Origin of the sequence: Noviherbaspirillum massiliense JC206 (assembly GCF_000312045.1) — a bacterium.
GTDB lineage: Bacteria > Pseudomonadota > Gammaproteobacteria > Burkholderiales > Burkholderiaceae_D > Noviherbaspirillum > Noviherbaspirillum massiliense.
In genome coordinates this window covers 2,778,126-2,795,111 of record NZ_HE978634.1, presented here as the reverse complement: position 1 = coordinate 2,795,111, position 16,986 = coordinate 2,778,126, and the positions used below count along the sequence as shown (strand labels likewise).

The 16,986-nt window shown below is 60.3% G+C and carries 16 protein-coding genes and 1 riboswitch; of the genes, 11 read left to right on the top strand and 5 right to left on the bottom strand.

Features of this window, described 5'->3' with window-relative positions; all coding sequences use genetic code 11:
* Nucleotides 1-32: 32 nt before the first annotated feature.
* Together HGHM_RS13645 and HGHM_RS13640 are read right to left on the bottom strand one after the other, a co-directional pair.
* Nucleotides 33-932, bottom strand: coding sequence for an LpxL/LpxP family acyltransferase (locus HGHM_RS13645; RefSeq protein WP_019142100.1), 900 nt, complete (start codon nucleotides 930-932; stop codon nucleotides 33-35).
* Entirely contained in the window at nucleotides 929-1,786 is an 858-nt protein-coding gene (locus HGHM_RS13640; RefSeq protein WP_019142099.1) for a lysophospholipid acyltransferase family protein, read from the bottom strand. Before HGHM_RS13640 ends, HGHM_RS13645 begins: the two co-directional genes overlap by 4 nt.
* A 175-nt stretch (nucleotides 1,787-1,961) precedes the next feature.
* Between HGHM_RS13640 and metK the strand changes: the two genes are divergently transcribed.
* The 5 genes from metK to metF all read left to right on the top strand — a co-directional run bounded on the left by metK (nucleotide 1,962) and on the right by metF (nucleotide 7,016).
* Nucleotides 1,962-3,140: a methionine adenosyltransferase gene (gene metK / locus HGHM_RS13635; protein WP_019142098.1), complete on the top strand. Its 1,179-nt coding sequence runs from the start codon at nucleotides 1,962-1,964 to the stop codon at nucleotides 3,138-3,140.
* 9 nt (nucleotides 3,141-3,149) lie between these two features.
* Complete coding sequence (locus HGHM_RS13630; RefSeq protein ID WP_245549216.1) at nucleotides 3,150-4,121, top strand: M14 family zinc carboxypeptidase; 972 nt, start codon at nucleotides 3,150-3,152, stop codon at nucleotides 4,119-4,121.
* A 37-nt stretch (nucleotides 4,122-4,158) separates the two neighbouring features.
* Nucleotides 4,159-4,232: riboswitch (S-adenosyl-L-homocysteine riboswitch) on the top strand.
* A 25-nt stretch (nucleotides 4,233-4,257) separates the two neighbouring features.
* Nucleotides 4,258-5,685, top strand: coding sequence for an adenosylhomocysteinase (gene ahcY, locus HGHM_RS13625; RefSeq protein ID WP_019142096.1), 1,428 nt, complete (start codon nucleotides 4,258-4,260; stop codon nucleotides 5,683-5,685).
* A gap of 130 nt (nucleotides 5,686-5,815) precedes the next feature.
* Nucleotides 5,816-6,154, top strand: a complete 339-nt coding sequence (locus HGHM_RS13620) for a phage holin family protein (RefSeq protein WP_019142095.1) — start codon at nucleotides 5,816-5,818, stop codon at nucleotides 6,152-6,154.
* Between the two features lies 1 nt (nucleotide 6,155).
* A complete protein-coding gene (metF, locus tag HGHM_RS13615; RefSeq protein WP_019142094.1) occupies nucleotides 6,156-7,016 on the top strand; it encodes a methylenetetrahydrofolate reductase [NAD(P)H] in 861 nt (286 codons plus the stop codon).
* A 35-nt stretch (nucleotides 7,017-7,051) separates the two neighbouring features.
* Here metF and HGHM_RS13610 read toward each other — a convergent pair whose 3' ends face one another.
* Nucleotides 7,052-7,603, bottom strand: a complete 552-nt coding sequence (locus HGHM_RS13610) for a 5-formyltetrahydrofolate cyclo-ligase (RefSeq protein ID WP_019142093.1) — start codon at nucleotides 7,601-7,603, stop codon at nucleotides 7,052-7,054.
* Between the two features lie 101 nt (nucleotides 7,604-7,704).
* On the opposite strand from HGHM_RS13610, the gene HGHM_RS13605 reads away from it, so the two are divergent.
* From HGHM_RS13605 to HGHM_RS13595, 3 genes are all read left to right on the top strand, one after another.
* On the top strand, nucleotides 7,705-9,657 hold the full coding sequence (locus tag HGHM_RS13605; protein ID WP_019142092.1) for a lytic transglycosylase domain-containing protein: 1,953 nt from the start codon (nucleotides 7,705-7,707) through the stop codon (nucleotides 9,655-9,657).
* Between the two features lie 217 nt (nucleotides 9,658-9,874).
* Complete coding sequence (locus tag HGHM_RS13600) at nucleotides 9,875-10,594, top strand: glutathione S-transferase family protein (RefSeq protein ID WP_019142091.1); 720 nt, start codon at nucleotides 9,875-9,877, stop codon at nucleotides 10,592-10,594.
* A 54-nt stretch (nucleotides 10,595-10,648) separates the two neighbouring features.
* Nucleotides 10,649-11,884 carry a multifunctional CCA addition/repair protein gene (locus tag HGHM_RS13595; protein ID WP_019142090.1) on the top strand — a complete coding sequence of 412 codons (1,236 nt, stop codon included), beginning with the start codon at nucleotides 10,649-10,651 and terminating at the stop codon, nucleotides 11,882-11,884.
* 77 nt (nucleotides 11,885-11,961) lie between these two features.
* Here the strand turns inward: HGHM_RS13595 and HGHM_RS13590 are convergent, their stop codons facing one another.
* Nucleotides 11,962-13,095: an ABC transporter substrate-binding protein gene (locus HGHM_RS13590; RefSeq protein WP_019142089.1), complete on the bottom strand. Its 1,134-nt coding sequence runs from the start codon at nucleotides 13,093-13,095 to the stop codon at nucleotides 11,962-11,964.
* A 405-nt stretch (nucleotides 13,096-13,500) separates the two neighbouring features.
* On the opposite strand from HGHM_RS13590, the gene HGHM_RS13585 reads away from it, so the two are divergent.
* The gene (locus HGHM_RS13585) at nucleotides 13,501-14,202 is read left to right on the top strand and encodes a GNAT family N-acetyltransferase (protein WP_019142088.1); all 702 of its coding nucleotides are present in this window, start codon (nucleotides 13,501-13,503) and stop codon (nucleotides 14,200-14,202) included.
* Nucleotides 14,203-14,214: 12 nt separating this feature from the next.
* Here the strand turns inward: HGHM_RS13585 and HGHM_RS13580 are convergent, their stop codons facing one another.
* Entirely contained in the window at nucleotides 14,215-14,706 is a 492-nt protein-coding gene (locus tag HGHM_RS13580; protein WP_019142087.1) for an Lrp/AsnC family transcriptional regulator, read from the bottom strand.
* Nucleotides 14,707-14,843: 137 nt separating this feature from the next.
* Between HGHM_RS13580 and hppD the strand changes: the two genes are divergently transcribed.
* Nucleotides 14,844-15,977 carry a 4-hydroxyphenylpyruvate dioxygenase gene (gene hppD, locus HGHM_RS21305; RefSeq protein WP_034348525.1) on the top strand — a complete coding sequence of 378 codons (1,134 nt, stop codon included), beginning with the start codon at nucleotides 14,844-14,846 and terminating at the stop codon, nucleotides 15,975-15,977.
* Nucleotides 15,978-15,986: 9 nt separating this feature from the next.
* Nucleotides 15,987-16,904, top strand: coding sequence for a phenylalanine 4-monooxygenase (gene phhA, locus HGHM_RS13570; protein WP_019142085.1), 918 nt, complete (start codon nucleotides 15,987-15,989; stop codon nucleotides 16,902-16,904).
* The last annotated feature ends 82 nt before the right edge of the window (nucleotides 16,905-16,986 follow it).

The window sequence follows — 16,986 nt, the reverse complement described above, 5'->3', positions numbered from 1 at the left end:
TGATTATAGGCTGTCGTCGGGCCGCGCTTGCTTTACTCTTCGAAAGGCATCGCGTCCGGTGCGTTCTTGGCATACACGCTCGGCATGCCAGGAGGACGGGTCTTGAAACGCTTGTGGGTCCAGAAGTACTCCGCGGGTACCTCCCGGATGCGTTCTTCGATGAATTCATTCATGCGCCGTGTCGCTGCCAGAATGTCATCGCCCGGATAGTTTTCCCAGGCCGGATAGAAAGTCACCTTCCATCCCCGGTAATTCGGCAGAAAGGTAGAGATGACGGGAATGACCTTGGCACCGGTCACGGCTGCGAGCCGGGCAGGGGCGGTCAGGGTTGCTGCCGGGATGCCGAAAAACGGAACGAAGGCCGCATCCTGCGGACCGAAGTCGAGGTCCGGCAGCATGAAAAAAGGCAAGCGCTGGCGCAAGACGCGAATCACGGGCTTGATGCCTTCCGCCCGGGAGAGCAGCTTCACTGGATTGAAGCGTGAGCGGCCCTTGCGCAGGACGGCATCGAATACCGGGTTCCGTTGCGGCGTATAGATCGAGCAGCCGGATGTTTGCATCGCAATCGCGGCGCCGGCGACGTCCAGGCACACGAAATGCGGGCACAACAGGATGGTAGGGTTGGCGCGTATCTCATCCAGTGGCATGCAAGGCTCGAATTCCACCAGGCGCTTGATGCGCGCTTCGGAGGCCCACCAGAGGATGCCGCGCTCGAGAATGCTGCGAGCGTAGGCCTGGAAGTGCCGCTTTGCGATCGCTTCGCGCTCCTTGTCCGACAGCTCGGGGAGGCACAGACGCAGATTGGTCAGGCAGATGTTGCGCCTCGGCCCCATGATTCGGAACAAGAGTGAACCGGCCGCCTCGCCCAGGCGTCCGAGCACGGGCAGAGGCAGCCAGTGCAGCAGCCACATCAGAGCCAGCAGCAACCTCATGCTTTCTCGTCCTTGGCGGGCGGCGGCGCACTGACACCGGCCGGCCTCTTGTAGCGGTTATAGCTCCACAAATACTGTGCCGGGCAGCGCGCGATCAATTTTTCCATTGCGACATTGATGGCCCGCGCCTGTTGTTCCGGCGTCTCGCCCAAGGCTTGCTCGAACGGCACGAATCGCACCAGATAGCCCTTGCTGCGGGGCAGGCGCTCGGCATAGCTGAGGATGATGGGTGCACCGCTCATCTGCTGCAACTTGGCCGACAGGGTCATGGTGTATGCCGGCTTGCCGAAGAAGTCGGCCCAAACACCTTCCCCGTTTTGCGGAACCTGGTCCGGCAGCAGGCCGATGGCGCCGCCCTGCTTGAGCGCCTTGAGGAGCGTGCGCACGCCGCCCAGGTTGGCGGGCGCGAGGAACAGGTTATGCCGGGAGCGCGCGCCTTCGATCAAGGGCTTGAGGGCTGCCTTGCGCGGCGGGCGGTAGAGCGCGGTGAGCGGAATCCTTTGCGCAATCGCCTGGGCGATGATTTCGAAGCAGCCGAGATGGGGCGTCAGCAGGATGACGCCGCGCTTCGCGTCCAGTGCCGCCTGCACCAGTTCCCAGTTTTCCACGGTGGCGGTTTTCAGGACGCGCTCGGGCTTCGCGCACCAGATGAAAGGCAGTTCGAACACATTCTTGCCGGCTTCACGGATCGAAGCCGGCAGCGCGGATGCAAAGCCGGCGCGAGAGATGTTTTCTTTCAGCCGGTTCCGGTAGGAGGGAGACAGGAGATAGACCAGCCAGCCGATCACGATGCCAACCGCATGCAGCACCGGCAATGGCAATTTGGACAAAAAACGAAAAAGTGTGACGAGCATCAATAAAAGAGGGGGGCGGTTGGTGATTTTTTCCAAGAGGCGTAAAATATCACGAAAGTTTTATCCGCCGAGTTAACAGACAACTTGCGAGGCGGAATACAAATCTCGCTAAAGCGTCGCAGGCTCATCGATTGGCCGCGACAAGGGTCAACTTCTTAATCAATAGGAGCCTGCGATGGCAAATGATTATCTCTTCACTTCCGAATCGGTTTCGGAAGGTCACCCGGACAAAGTCGCCGATCAGATTTCCGACGCTATTCTTGATGCGATCTTCACGCAGGATCCGCGTTCGCGCGTGGCTGCCGAGACGCTGTGCAACACCGGCCTGGTGGTGCTGGCCGGCGAGATCACGACCAATGCACACGTCGACTACATCCAGGTCGCCCGCGACACCATCAAGCGCATCGGCTACGACAATACCGAATACGGCATCGACTACAAGGGATGCGCGGTACTGGTCGCCTACGACAAGCAATCCAATGACATCGCCCAGGGCGTGGACCATGCCTCCGACGATCACCTGAACACCGGTGCCGGCGACCAGGGCCTGATGTTCGGCTATGCCTGCGATGAAACGCCGGAGCTGATGCCCGCGCCGATTTACTACGCGCACCGCCTGGTCGAACGCCAGGCTCAGTTGCGCAAGGATGGCCGCCTGCCTTTCCTGCGTCCCGACGCCAAGAGCCAGGTGACCATGCGCTACGTCGACGGCAAGCCGCACTCGGTCGACACCGTGGTGCTGTCGTCCCAGCACAGCCCCGAGATGAGCGACGGCGCCAAGATGAAGCCGGCATTCGTCGAAGCCGTGATCGAAGAAATCATCAAGCCGGTGCTGCCCAAGGAGTGGCTCAAGGACACCCGCTACCTGGTCAACCCGACCGGCCGCTTTGTCATCGGCGGCCCCCAGGGTGACTGCGGCCTGACCGGCCGCAAGATCATTGTCGACACCTATGGCGGCGCCTGCCCGCACGGCGGCGGCGCATTTTCGGGCAAGGACCCGACCAAGGTCGACCGCTCGGCGGCCTATGCCGCGCGCTACGTGGCCAAGAACGTCGTCGCCGCCGGCCTGGCGCGCCAGTGCCAGATTCAGGTGGCATACGCCATCGGCGTGGCACGGCCAATGAACGTGACGGTCTACACCGAGGGCACGGGGGTGATCCCGGATGAAAAGATCGCCGCACTCGTCAACGAGCTGTTCGACCTGCGCCCGAAAGGCATCATCCAGATGCTCGACCTGCTGCGCCCGATCTATGCGAAGACGGCCGCCTACGGCCACTTCGGCCGCGAAGAGCCGGAGTTCACCTGGGAGCGTACTGACAAGGCGGCGGCGCTGCGCGCTGCGGCCGGCCTGTAAGCGCTGCCCATGCGAAGGGCAGGAGTGCGCACCGTTGGCCTGATTGCGCGCCTTGTCTCTTGCATCCTCATGGCCGGAGCCGGCGCTGGCCTGCCCGGTTCCGCGGCAGCCGCAGTTGCCGGAACCGCCGATCCCGGGCAGCAGAGCGGCTGGTGCAAGCGGTTGATCGGGCGACTGCCCGGCGTGCTGCTTGCGAATTGCGAGCACGGTGCCTTGGTGCCGACCGGCTCGTTCTCCCTAAAGGGCTTCCCGCTTCTTGCGCGTGACTTTCCTGTAGCAAATGACATTCCGGCCAAAGAGCCGGTGCGTGTCCTTTTGCTCGGCGGGATACACGGCGATGAGCTGACTTCCTCGGCGATCGTGTTCCAGTGGATGCAATGGATGCAGGGGCCGGTTGCACAACGATTCCACTGGCGCGTGATGCCCGTGGTGAATCCCGACGGCTTGCTTGCCTCCAAGCCACAGCGCATGAATGCAAATGGCGTCGACCTGAACCGGAACTTTCCAACGCCCGGCTGGCAACAGGAGGCGCCGCGTTACTGGATGAAAACCACCCGCAGCGATCCGCGCCGCTTTCCGGGCACGACCCCGCTGTCCGAGCCGGAAAGCCGCTGGCTGCATCAGGAAATGGAGCGCTTCAGGCCGCATGTCATCATTTCCGTGCATGCGCCCTTCGGCGTGCTCGACCTCGACGGCCCTGCCACGCCGCCGCGCCGTTTCGGCCGGTTGCTGTTCAACCGGGTTGGCGTCTATCCCGGATCGCTCGGCAATTACAGCGGCTTGCACAAGAAGGTGCCGGTAGTCACAATCGAGTTGCCCAATGCGCAAGCCATGCCGCCCAAGGCAGAAGTGCAACGCATCTGGCAGGACATGCTGGGCTGGATCGAGCGCAATGTGCCGCAGAAGGATACGGTGCCCGCGCTGCGGCCAGTGGCCTTGTCGCCTGTGGACGAGAGGAAAAACGGCGGCGCACGGCCCTGACCAGGGATCGGCCCCGAAAAGCTGCGGTATAATTTTGCCCTCCAAGGAGCGTTGCAGCACGGCCTAGCGCCGTGTCAGGCTTGGATATCTCTACAACGGCGCTCACGTTACTTTTTTCTTATGAAAGGAGGGCGTGATGAGCGCCGTAATCTCGAAAACCACCACTTCCCCGACTCAGGATTTTCTCGTCGCCGACCTCAGCCTGGCTGACTGGGGCCGCAAGGAAATCAAGATTGCCGAAACCGAAATGCCCGGCCTGATGGCGATTCGCGAAGAATACGCGGCGTCGCAGCCGCTGAAGGGCGCGCGCATCACCGGTTCGCTGCACATGACCATCCAGACCGCGGTGCTGATCCAGACGCTGGAAGCGCTGGGCGCGAAAGTCCGCTGGGCATCCTGCAACATCTACTCGACCCAGGACCATGCTGCCGCCGCGATTGCTGCCAACGGCACGCCAGTGTTCGCCTTCAAGGGCGAGTCGCTCGACGAGTACTGGGACTTCACCCATCGCATCTTCGAATGGCCGGATGGCGGCTATTCCAACATGATCCTCGATGACGGCGGCGATGCCACGCTGTTGCTGCACTTGGGTGCGCGCGCGGAGAAAGACCCGAGCGTCCTGAACAATCCGGATTCCGATGAAGCCGTCTGCCTGTTCAATGCAATCAAGAAGAAGCTGGCGACCGACCCGACCTGGTATTCCACTCGTCTCGCGCAGATCAAGGGCGTGACCGAAGAGACCACCACCGGCGTGCATCGCCTGTACCAGATGCACAAGGAAGGCAAGCTCGCTTTCCCGGCGATCAACGTGAATGATTCGGTGACCAAGTCCAAGTTCGACAACCTGTACGGCTGCCGCGAATCGCTGGTCGACGGCATCAAGCGCGCCACCGACGTTATGATCGCCGGCAAGATCGCCGTCGTCTGCGGCTACGGCGACGTGGGCAAGGGTTCGGCGCAGGCATTGCGGGCGCTGTCGGCCCAAGTCTGGGTCACGGAAATCGACCCGATCTGCGCATTGCAGGCAGCCATGGAAGGCTACCGCGTCGTAACCATGGATTACGCCGCCGAGCATGGCGACATTTTCGTCACCTGTACCGGCAACTACCATGTCATCACACACGAGCACATGAAGCGCATGAAGGACCAGGCCATCGTCTGCAACATCGGCCACTTCGACAACGAGATCGAAGTCGCGGCGCTGCGCCAGTACACCTGGGAAAACATCAAGCCCCAGGTCGATCATGTGATCTTCCCCAACGGCAAGCGCATCATCCTGCTGGCGGAAGGCCGCCTGGTCAACCTTGGCTGCGCTACTGGCCATCCGTCATATGTGATGAGCTCGTCCTTCGCCAACCAGACGATCGCGCAGATCGAGCTGTTCACCAATACCAAGGACTATCCGGTCGGCGTCTATACCTTGCCCAAGCACTTGGATGAAAAGGTCGCGCGCCTGCAGCTGAAGAAGCTCAATGCGCAATTGACCGAACTGACCGACGAGCAGGCGTCGTATATCGGCGTCAACAAGACGGGGCCGTACAAGCCGGAGCATTATCGCTACTAAGGCCACCATCCTTCCGCATGCGGAAGGATGCGCTGGTGAAGTGTCCGGAGTGGGTGTGTGGGAGCTGCGCAGGCAGATTGCGGCTTCCCGTGCCTGCCTTGTTTGCCGTCTTACTGAAGGAGCCGAGACTGTGCGCTTGCTCATTAGCTGGCTTATCCATGCCGCAGCCCTGTTCGTCCTGCCTTATGTCCTGCCGTCGATCCAGGTGCGGGACTTTACCTCGGCCCTGATCGCAGCCCTGGTGCTGGGCCTGGTCAATGCCCTGATCCGGCCGATCCTGGTCCTGCTGACCTTGCCGGTGACGGTGCTGACCCTCGGCTTGTTCATCCTCGTCATCAATGGCCTGCTGTTCTGGGCCGTCGCCAATTTTGTCCAGGGTTTCCATGTCACGGGATTCATGGCAGCCGTTTTCGGCGCGCTCCTGTACAGCCTGATCTCCTGGATACTGTCAGCGCTCATCCTGAAATAACATGACTCAGCAAAACATCAGCATCGAGTTTTTCCCGCCCAAGACACCGGAGGGCTTGGAAAAGCTGCGCACCACGCGTGCGAAACTGGCTCAGCTGAAGCCGAAATATTTTTCCGTCACCTTTGGCGCCGGCGGCTCCACCCAGAAGGGCACGCTGGAAACCGTGCTCGAAATCATGCGCGAAGGTCATGAGGCGGCGCCGCATCTGTCCTGCATCGGCAGTTCGCGCGACAGCCTGCGCGAGATCCTGCAGCAATACAAGTCGCATGGCATCCGGCGCCTGGTGGCCTTGCGCGGCGACCTGCCGAGCGGCTATGGCGCGGGCCTGACATCGGGCGAACTGCGTTATGCGAATGAGCTGGTGGAATTCATCCGCGCCGAAACCGGCGACTGGTTCCACATTGAAGTGGCTGCCTATCCGGAAATGCATCCCCAGGCCAAGTCGCCGCAAGACGATGTGCAGAGCTTCGTCCGCAAGGTCAAGGCCGGAGCCAATGCCGCGATCACCCAGTATTTCTACAATGCCGATGCCTACTTCCGCTTTGCCGAGGAAGCACGCAAGGCCGGAGTCGACATCCCCATCGTGGCCGGCATCATGCCGATCACGAACTACTCGCAGCTGATGCGCTTCTCCGACATGTGCGGGGCCGAGATCCCGCGCTGGATCCGGCTCAAGCTTGCCAGCTTCGGCGACGATGCCCAGTCGATCCGAGCGTTCGGGCTGGATGTGGTGACCGAGCTGTGCGAACGCCTGCTCGCGGGTGGTGCGCCCGGCCTGCATTTCTATACGCTGAATCAGGCCAATGCGACGCTCGATATTTGCGAGCGGCTTGGCAAAACTTCAGCCGCAACTGCAATTTGAATTATTGTGCGCTGCCTCAGGACGGCGCACGAGTATCAATACGCTGCTCCGGCCTGTTCGGTAATGACGAGATTCAGCGGAATGTCATGCGGCGCCGCTTCGAAATCGGCGAACAGGGATGCGTAGGCGATGCCGATCGCGAATGGACGGGGATGACTCGCAAGCGTGCGGTCATAGAATCCGCCGCCATATCCCAAGCGGAAGTTGTTTGAATTGAATCCGACGCAGGGAATCAGCAGGGCTTCGGGCTTGATCACATGCCTGCCATCAGCCGGTACCAAGACGCCAAGCGCATCCTTGACCAAGGGCTCATCCGGCGTCCATGCTGCAAAGCGCAGCGGCGCATCTCGCACCTCCACCATGGGCAAGGCCAGCTGAACGCCGCTCCTTGCCAGTTCCCGATAGGTTTCCCTCAAATCCGGTTCGCCGCGCATTGGCCAGTAGATTCCAAGTGTCTGCACAGAATGCGTGGCGAGCCATGCGAGCACGCGTGCGCCTATCACAGCATCCCACTCTGCGCGAACTTCGGCGGGAATTGCCTGTCTGTGCGCAAGCAGCGTGGAGCGCAAATTCGCTTTGTCCTGCATCAAACCGTGTTTAGCATGCATGTTGAAGAAGGAAATTTTAGGACTTCACATGCTATTCTAGATGGCCCCGGTCTCAGTAAGAAAATTAAGGTGGTTGAGTAATGATTTCGATGAAATGGATTGCCGGTCTGGCATTTGTCGCAGCCTCGGCAAGTCTGTTTGCCCCCATGTCGCATGCGGAAAAGCGCAATTCCGTTCCAGCCACCGATGACGATATCTTTCTTGCATTGCGCGATGCCGTGCGCAACAACGATGCGACAAAGGCTGCTGATCTGGCAAGCCGCTTGCCGAATTATTCCATTCCTTCCTACGTTGATTACTACCGCCTGAAGCCGCGCATCAATGCCGCGGCGTCGGATGAAATACAGGCTTTCCTGACGCGCTATCAGGGAAGCGCGATCGCCGACCGTTTGCGCAACGACTGGCTGCTGGAACTGGGCCGGGTGCGCAACTGGTCGGTGTTCGACGAGCAGTATCCGAAGTTCGTGCTGGACGATGACCTGCAGGTCAAATGCTATGCGCTCATGTCGAAGGCGGCGAAGAGCAGCAATGTCGCCGGCGAAGCACGCGCTTTACTGACGGCGCCGCAAAATTACGGCGAGGCCTGTCCTGCTCTGATCACGATGCTGGTGCAGGAGAAGCAGTTCAATGCGGACGATGTGTGGAATCAGGTCCGCCTGATTTCGGAATCGGGCTATGCGAGCACTGTCCGCCGAATGACCGATGCGACTGGCGTGCCGGAAGCCGCGCTGATGCAGGCAATCGAAAAGCCGGAAGCGGTCATCAAGCGCGGCATCGGCAGCGGACGGATTGCGCACGAGCTTTTCATCCTGGCATTGGGGCGGGTTGCCAAAAACGACACTTCCAAGGCCCTCACCGCGTTGACCGCAGCCGCAGATCGCATGAGCGCGCAGGAGAGGGCGGTTGCCTGGTCGCAGATTGCGCTGCAGTCCTCGCTCAGGCTCGAGCCTGAAGCCGTGCTGTTCTGGCAGCGCACCGATGGTGCCCCGCTGTCGCTCGATGCGCAGCAATGGAAGGTGCGCGCGGCATTGCGGGCCGGCGACTGGAAGGCGGTGAAGGCGGGCATCGAAGCCATGCCCGCCAGCCTGCGCAATGACGTCACGTGGGTGTACTGGATGGGGCGCGCCTTGAAGGAAGAGGGCGCGCAGGAAGCGGCGCAGAAGCGCTTCGAGTCGATCGCCGACCAGACCAACTTCTACGGCCAGCTCGCGCTGGAAGAGCTGGACCGCAAGATCACGGTGCCGCCGCCGCCGAAGGACCCGGTGACCGCGGAAGAAATCGCGCCGATGGCGGCCAACGAAGGATTCCGCCACGCGCTCAAGTTCTTCGAACTGAACCTGCGCTTCGAAGGCGTGCGCGAGTGGAACTGGCAATTGCGGAAAATGAATGAGCGCCAGCACTTGGCGGCGGCGGAATATGCGCGCCAGATCAACGTGCTCGACCGCATGGTGAATACCTCCGAACGTACCCGCGAGCAGGCCGATTTCAATCAGCGCTTTCCTTCGCCCTTCCGCGATACCATGCGGGCAGTCACGCAGAAGCTCGGCCTCGACATGGCATGGGTGTATGGATTGATCCGGCAGGAATCGCGCTTCGTCCAGCATGCGCGCTCGCATGTGGGCGCCTCGGGGCTGATGCAGGTCATGCCGGGCACGGCGCAGTACGTGGCGCGCAAGCTCGGACTGAGCAAATTCTCCGTTGCGCAGATGAACGATATCGATACTAACATCATGCTGGGCACCAATTACCTGAACATGGTGTTGACCGACCTCGACGGCTCGCAGGCGCTGGCAACGGCCGCCTACAACGCCGGCCCGCGCCGGCCCCGCGCCTGGCGCTCGACCCTGACGCGGGCCGTCGAGGGCGCGATCTTTGCGGAATCGATTCCCTTCTCCGAAACCCGCGGCTATGTGAAGAATGTCCTGTCGAATGCGACTTACTATGCGGCACTGTTTGAAGGCAAGCCGCAGTCGCTGAAGTCCCGCCTTGGCATGGTGGCGCCAAAGGACTTCGTCCCCAGCGACCTGCCCTAGAAAGTTCGTCGCACACTCTCTGTGCGTCATTCATCCAATGGCGTCGCTTGCCGTTGCGGAATGGACCGGCGCGCCCCGACGCCTTGTCCATTTGGCAAAAACTCGCAAAAGCTTTAACCTTCAAGGGATGCCGTGACAGCGATGCAGCATGACCTCGCGTCGCTGCCATGCGGCAAGCAAATCCCCCTGAAACTCATCAAGCCATCGGACAGGATTCATGCAAACCACAGAACTCGACCCCGCCCCCGCGCTCTCGCAGCCACAGGAAGCAAGCTCCCATCCCCGCCTGAAGCTGGTGATCGGCAACAAGAATTATTCCTCATGGTCGATGCGGCCCTGGGTCGCCATGACCGCGTTCGGCGTACCCTTCGAGGAAATCATGGTTCAGCTCGACCGGCCCGATACCGGAACTCGCATTGCCGAGTATTCCCATGCGGGTCGTGTGCCGGTGCTGATCGACGGCGACCTCACGGTATGGGATTCGCTCGCCATTTGCGAATACCTGGCAGAGCGTTGTCCGGAAAAGGGCTTCTGGCCGCGCAATCCTGCTGCGAGAGCGCTGGCGCGTTCGGTCTGCGCCGAGATGCATTCCAGCTTTACCGGCTTGCGCTCAGCGATGTGGATGAATATCCGCGCCCGTTTTCCCGGCAAGGGCCGCACAGCACAGGCGCAAGCCGACATCGGCCGCATCAGTGAAATCTGGGAAAGCTGCCTGGCCCGTTCCGGCCCTAACGGTTACCTGTTCGGCGATTTCTCGATCGCCGATGCGTTTTACGCGCCCGTGGTCATGCGTTTCCGCACCTATGAGGTGGCGCTTGCTCCCGCTCTGCAGGCTTATGTCGAGCGCATCATCGCGCATCCGGCTGTGGCGCAATGGATGCGGGACGCGGAGAATGAACCGGAGCATCTTAAAAAATACGATGTCTATCCGGATTGAGGCAGGGCAGGATGCGATGCCCAAAGCCAAAGGAAATGCCTTCTTCGAGATGAAATGAAAGCTTATGTTGTGGGCGGTGCCCTGCGCGACGAATTGCTCGGCCTGCCGGTGCAGGACCATGATTACGTGGTAGTCGGCGCGACGCCCGAGGACATGATTGCGCGCGGCTTCACGCCGGTAGGCAAGGACTTTCCGGTCTTCCTGCATCCCGTCACGCACGAGGAATACGCGCTCGCGCGCACGGAGCGCAAGACCGCGCCCGGTTATCGCGGCTTTATCTTTCATGCTGCACCCGACGTCACGCTGGAACAGGATCTGGTCCGGCGCGACCTCACGATCAATGCAATGGCGAGGGCGGAAGATGGCAGCCTCATCGATCCCTTTGGCGGCCGCCGCGATCTCGAGAACAGGGTGTTTCGCCACGTGTCCCCCGCATTTGCCGAAGACCCGGTACGCATTCTCCGGCTGGCGCGCTTTGCCGCGCGCTTCACCGATTTTCAGGTTGCGCCCGAGACCAATGCGCTGATGCAGGAGATGGTGCGTGCGGGCGAAGTGGATGCACTGGTGCCGGAACGGGTATGGCAGGAACTCGCGCGCGGCCTGATGGAGCAGAAGCCGTCGCGCATGTTCGAGGTTTTGCGCAACTGTGGCGCGCTGGCGCGCATCCTTCCGGAACTCGACGCCTTGTGGGGCGTGCCGCAGCCGGAGCAGCATCATCCGGAAATCGATACCGGCGTGCACGTCATGATGGTCGTCGATTACGCTGCGCAGCAAGGCTACAGCCTGCCCGTTCGCTTCGCGGCATTGACGCATGACCTAGGCAAGGGCACGACGCCGTCCTCGGACTGGCCGCATCATTACGGACATGAAGGACGCAGCGTCGCTCTGGTGAATCAGGTGTGCGCGCGCCTGAAGGTCCCCAACGATTGCCGCGATCTGGCGCGCATGGCCGCACGGGAACACGGCAATGTCGGGCGCGCCATGGAGTTGCGCCCGAATACCATCGTCAAGCTGTTCGAGCGTTGCGATGCCTTTCGCAAGCCGGAACGCTTTGTCGAAATGTTGCGTGTGTCGGAATGCGACCATCGGGGGCGCACCGGCTTCGCCGAAAAAGCTTTTCCCCAGAGCGGGCACCTGGAGCAGGCGCTGCAGGCGGCGCGGGCGGTCAATGCCGGTGACGTGGCAAAACGACTGGCCGACGCGCCGCAGCGCATCCCCGAGGCAGTCCATGCTGCCCGGGTCGCGGCGGTGAGCCAGGCCATCAGCCGCTCTTCTTCCTCGCCGGAATAGAAACAGGCTCGTTCCCTTGGCAGGGCAACGAGCCTGTGGATGCGGATGCAGGCATGGGCATGCCTGCTTGCACGGACTTAGCGCACGAAGCGCCCATCCTTGCCGATCATCGTCAGTTCGACGAACTCGCTGCCGGAGTGATCATTCGGCCCGTAGGTCACCATCAGTCCGCCGAAGTCCACCCGTTCCATTGATTCCATCGCACGCACGAAGCCTTCGCGAGTCAGGTTGCGTCCGGCGCGCCGCAAGCCTTCGACGAATACCTTGGCATTGACGAAGCCTTCCATGGCTGCGTAGGAAATGGTGGCGCCGGTTGCCTTGGCCGCTCTGCCGAATTCCTGTCCCAGCGTGGTGGAAACCAAGTGCGGCGCTGGCGTGATTTGGGTCACGATGACGCCGGAGCCGGCAGGGCCGAGTTCCTTCACGAAGGATGCCGACGAGTTGTTCGACTGCGTCATGATCTGCATGGTCCCGCCTTGGGCGCGGATAGCCTTGATCACTTCGATCGTGTTTTTGGCGGAGCTGGAAATGATGAGCGCGCTCGGATTCGCTTCGATAACTCGCTTGGCGGCTGCGGCATAGTCGGGATTGACGCGATCGAATTTGGTGATAAGGGCGGGCTTCAGATTATGCGCCGCCATCGCCTTCTGAAAACCTTCCAGGCAGTCCTGGCCGAAGGCGTCGTCCACGTGCAGCAGGGCGATATTCGTGAAACCGAGGGTACTGAAATGCTCCACCCCTTTGGCAACTTCATCCTGATAGCGTGCGCGGATATTGAAGAGCCAGGGAGTGACCGGCTCATGGAAAACGGTCGCCCCCGTGCTGGGTCCGACCAGAGGCACCTTGTATGCGTTCAGCAACGGCAGGATACCTTGGGTATGAGGCGTACCGCGTCCCTGAAGCAGGGCGAATACGTGGTGCTTTTTGATCAGGGTTTCCGCATTGGCCAAGGTCAGTTTCGGATCGAATTTGTCATCCAGGGTCAGCAATTCGATTTTTCGGCCATGCACGCCGCCTTGCTTGTTGATCATGGCGAAGTAGGCATTTGCGCCTTCATTGGTCTCCTTGACAGGGCCGGCAACGGTCCCGGTCAAGCCGACTGTCTGGCCGATCAGGATGGTCGTATCGCTTACTCCTTCTTCCGCGGACGCGCCGAAAGCAACGCTTGTCAGAAATAAGGTGCCGAGCAGTTTTCGCCAATCAAGAGTCATGAGTCTTCCCATAAAAACATTTGCGATGCCATGTCCATGATGCACATGGCATTGATAGCCAAAGAATGAGTGTGATAAAAAATTGCTCGGGGGAAACTAACATAAATTGCATGCAAAATACACCTTGCTCCCGGAAGCAAAAATTACATATTGGTCATCATGTTTTCGCGAATTAAATGTTTTCCTAGAAATTTCAAGGCCTTATGCTTTCGAAGCAGAAATTATTCTTGAGCCTGATTTTGCTCAGTTTTGAATGCAAGTTTTCAATTGCGTTGCTGGAGTGCAGTTTTTGCCATCGTGTAAAGGTATGAGACTTCCAATCGTTCTCGGTCAAGTGCTTGAGCGCCATATGGCATAGAATGTGATTGTGCATTGCACCAAACCTGCCCACGACCGAGGTTCCTGATGGATTCCCCCGAACTGCTCAATGCCGTCCTCGCCGGTCTCGCCATGACCGCGGCCGCCCAGCCGCAAAAGCCCGCCAAGCCCACAATCCGCGTGAAGGAATTGTCCGAGCGCGACCGGCGCCGCCTGCTGATGCATTTCCTGCAGCTCGATCCGGATGATCGCCTCCTGCGGTTTGGCTCGATGCTGTCGGATGATTTGGTTACCCAGTATGTGCAGCGCCTGGATTTCTCGCGCGACTCAATCTTCGGTGTCTACAGCCCGCGCTTTGAACTGGTGGGAGTGGGTCATCTCGCCTTTGCGCCGCGCGATGCGATCCCGGAGGTGGGGGCCGCCACTTCCAAGGAGCGCCTGGGCGAGCTCGGCATATCGGTGCTGGCCAAGGCGCGCGGCAAGGGCATCGGTTCCCGGCTGTTCGAACGCGCGGCCATTCATTGCCGCAACGCCGATGTGGATACGCTCTACATGCATTGCCTGGCAACGAATCGCACCATGATTCACATTGCCAAGAAAGCCGGCATGGAAATCCATCGCATGCACGGCGAGGCGGATGCCTATCTGAAGCTGGTGCCTGCGGACCCGAGCAGCATGCTGCAGGAGGCGGTGGCCGAACAAATCGCGATGTTCGATTACTCCTTCAAGAAGCGGGCGCGCGCAGCAATGAAACTCATCCGGAAGCTGCCGAAATTCAAGAACGAATGATTCGCTCTCCCGTCAGGCCAGGGGCAAGGCAGTCGTATCCTTGATCCGCTGCAGTGCGAAACTGGACTTGACGTCCAGCACTGCGGGGTGACGCAGCAGTGTTTCCATCATGAAGCGGGAAAAATGCTCCATGTCTTCCACATGCACCCGCAGCAGGAAATCCATTTCCCCGGTCATCGCATAGCAGGCGACGACTTCCGGCCACTCCATCACGGACGCGGCAAAGGCCGCGCGCGGGGCCAGCCCGCCACCAGCTGATCGCTCGCCATGCCTTTCCAGCCGCACGTTCACGTAAGCCAGCAGCCCGAGGCCGATCCTTTCCGCGTCCAGCAGGGCGACGTATTGCCGGATCACGCCCATCTGCTCCAGGTTCCGGATGCGGCGCAGGCAAGGTGAAGGCGAGAGGTTAACGCGCTCCGCCACTTCCTGGTTGGTCAGCCGGCCATCCGCTTGCAGCACGGAAAGAATCTTGCGGTCGGTCTTGTCGAGCTCGATTTTGGCCATGATGTGTCCATATCAGTAGGGGATGCGCAATATTATTGCGCGACTACTCCTCGCTTCGAAATATTTCGCAATCAAATGCCGGGAGGGCTTGCCTATACTTTAATCAGGCCGATTACGATAATCACAAGGAGACAGCGATGGATTTCCAACCCTGGGATAACCCGATGGGCACGGACGGTTTTGAATTCATCGAATATGCCGCCCCCGATCCGGCAGCACTGGGCGCCCTGTTCGAGCAAATGGGCTTTTCCGCCATCGCCCGGCACCGCCACAAGAGAGTCACGCTGTACCGCCAGGGCGAAATCAATTTCATCATCAATGCCGAGCCGGATTCCTTTGCGCAACGCTTCGCCCGCCAGCATGGCCCATCGATCTGCGCCATCGCCTTCCGCGTGAAGGATGCGGCCTTTGCCTACAAGCGTGCACTCGAACTGGGCGCCTGGGGCTTCGATAACAAGACCGGCCCGATGGAATTGAACATTCCAGCCATCAAGGGCATCGGCGATTCGCTGATCTATTTTGTCGACCGCTGGCGCGGCAAGGAAGGCGCGAGCGGCGGCATCGGCGACATCAGCATCTACGATGTCGACTTCGTTGCGATCCCCGGCGCACCGGTCAATCCGAAAGGCCACGGCCTGACTTACATCGACCATCTGACCCATAACGTGCATCGCGGCCGCATGAAGGAATGGGCCGAGTTCTATGAAACCCTGTTCAACTTCCGCGAGATCCGCTACTTCGACATCGAAGGCAAGCTGACCGGCCTGAAATCGAAGGCGATGACTTCGCCTTGCGGCAAGATCCGCATTCCGATCAACGAATCCTCCGACGACAAGTCCCAGATTGCCGAATACCTCGACCTCTACCATGGCGAAGGCATCCAGCATATCGCCCTCGGAACCGACGATATCTATGCCACGGTGGCGGGCATGAAAGACCGTGGCGTGCTGTTCCAGGACACGATCGACACATACTACGACCTGGTCGAGCGCCGTTTGCCGGAGCATGGCGAGCGGCTGGAAGAATTGCGCCGTCTGCGCATTCTGATCGATGGCAACAGCAATGCCTCGAGGCGCGAATTGCTGCTGCAGATCTTCACCCAGAACGTGATCGGCCCGATCTTCTTCGAAATCATCCAGCGCAAGGGCGACCAGGGATTCGGCGAGGGCAATTTCCGCGCCCTGTTCGAATCGATCGAGCTTGACCAGGTACGGCGAGGCGTGTTGAAGGATGAGCACGGCGCACTCAGGAACGAAAGCGTGTCCGCATGAGGCGCGACCATGAACACGACTGTCGACCAGGCCGATTTTTTCCGCACGCTGGCGGAGAAATCCGACGCCGGCAGCCTGCGCGGCGATTACAGCCAAGCTGACGAACACTATGTGGTTTGGCAGGACTGCGCCGCGTATACATCGCAGCAGCATGCGCTCTGGCGCCGGCTGTACCAGCGGCAGGCAAGGCTGCTGCCGGGGCGTGCCTGCGACATTTTCATCGACAGTCTGGCAAGGCTGGATGCGGCCGACACGATTCCCGACCTGGAGCGTGCATCCGATGCGCTGGACAAGGCAACCGGCTGGCGCCTGGTTGCCGTGCCGGGCCTGATTCCCGACCTGAGCTTTTTCCAGCATCTCGCAAACCGCCGTTTCCCCGTAACCGTCTGGCTGCGCGAGCCGGAGGAGTTCGACTACATCGTCGAGCCCGACATCTTCCACGACTTCTTCGGCCATGTGCCGCTCCTGTTCAATCCGGTATTCGCCGACCATCTCCAGGAATACGGCAAGGGCGGGTTGAAGGCGCTCGAACTGGATGCGCTGCCTTATCTCGCAAGACTGTACTGGTACACGGTGGAATTCGGATTGATGCAGACCGAACAGGGGCTGCGCGCCTACGGCGCCGGCATCCTGTCGTCCGGCGGCGAAATCGAATACTGCCTGCGCAGCCCAACGCCACGCCGCATCGCGTTCAATGTCGAGCGGGTGCTGCGCACGCTGTACAAGATCGACTCCTATCAGGAAAGCTATTTCGTCATCCGCGATTTCCGACAACTTTTTGACGACATCGCAATCGACTTTGCGCCGCTCTATGCGAGAGTGAAAACCTTGGAGCCATTGCCGGCCGATGCGCAGCTGCCGGGCGAGATCAATATCGCGCCACACAATGCTGCGCCGTGCATTGAGCGCGGATCACGTCTGTGCTAAGGTGGATTCGTCAAAACAGAACGGCTTCCTCACAAGGGAACCAGTTTGACGGCGATCAGCGCGCACCCAAAGACACAATTTT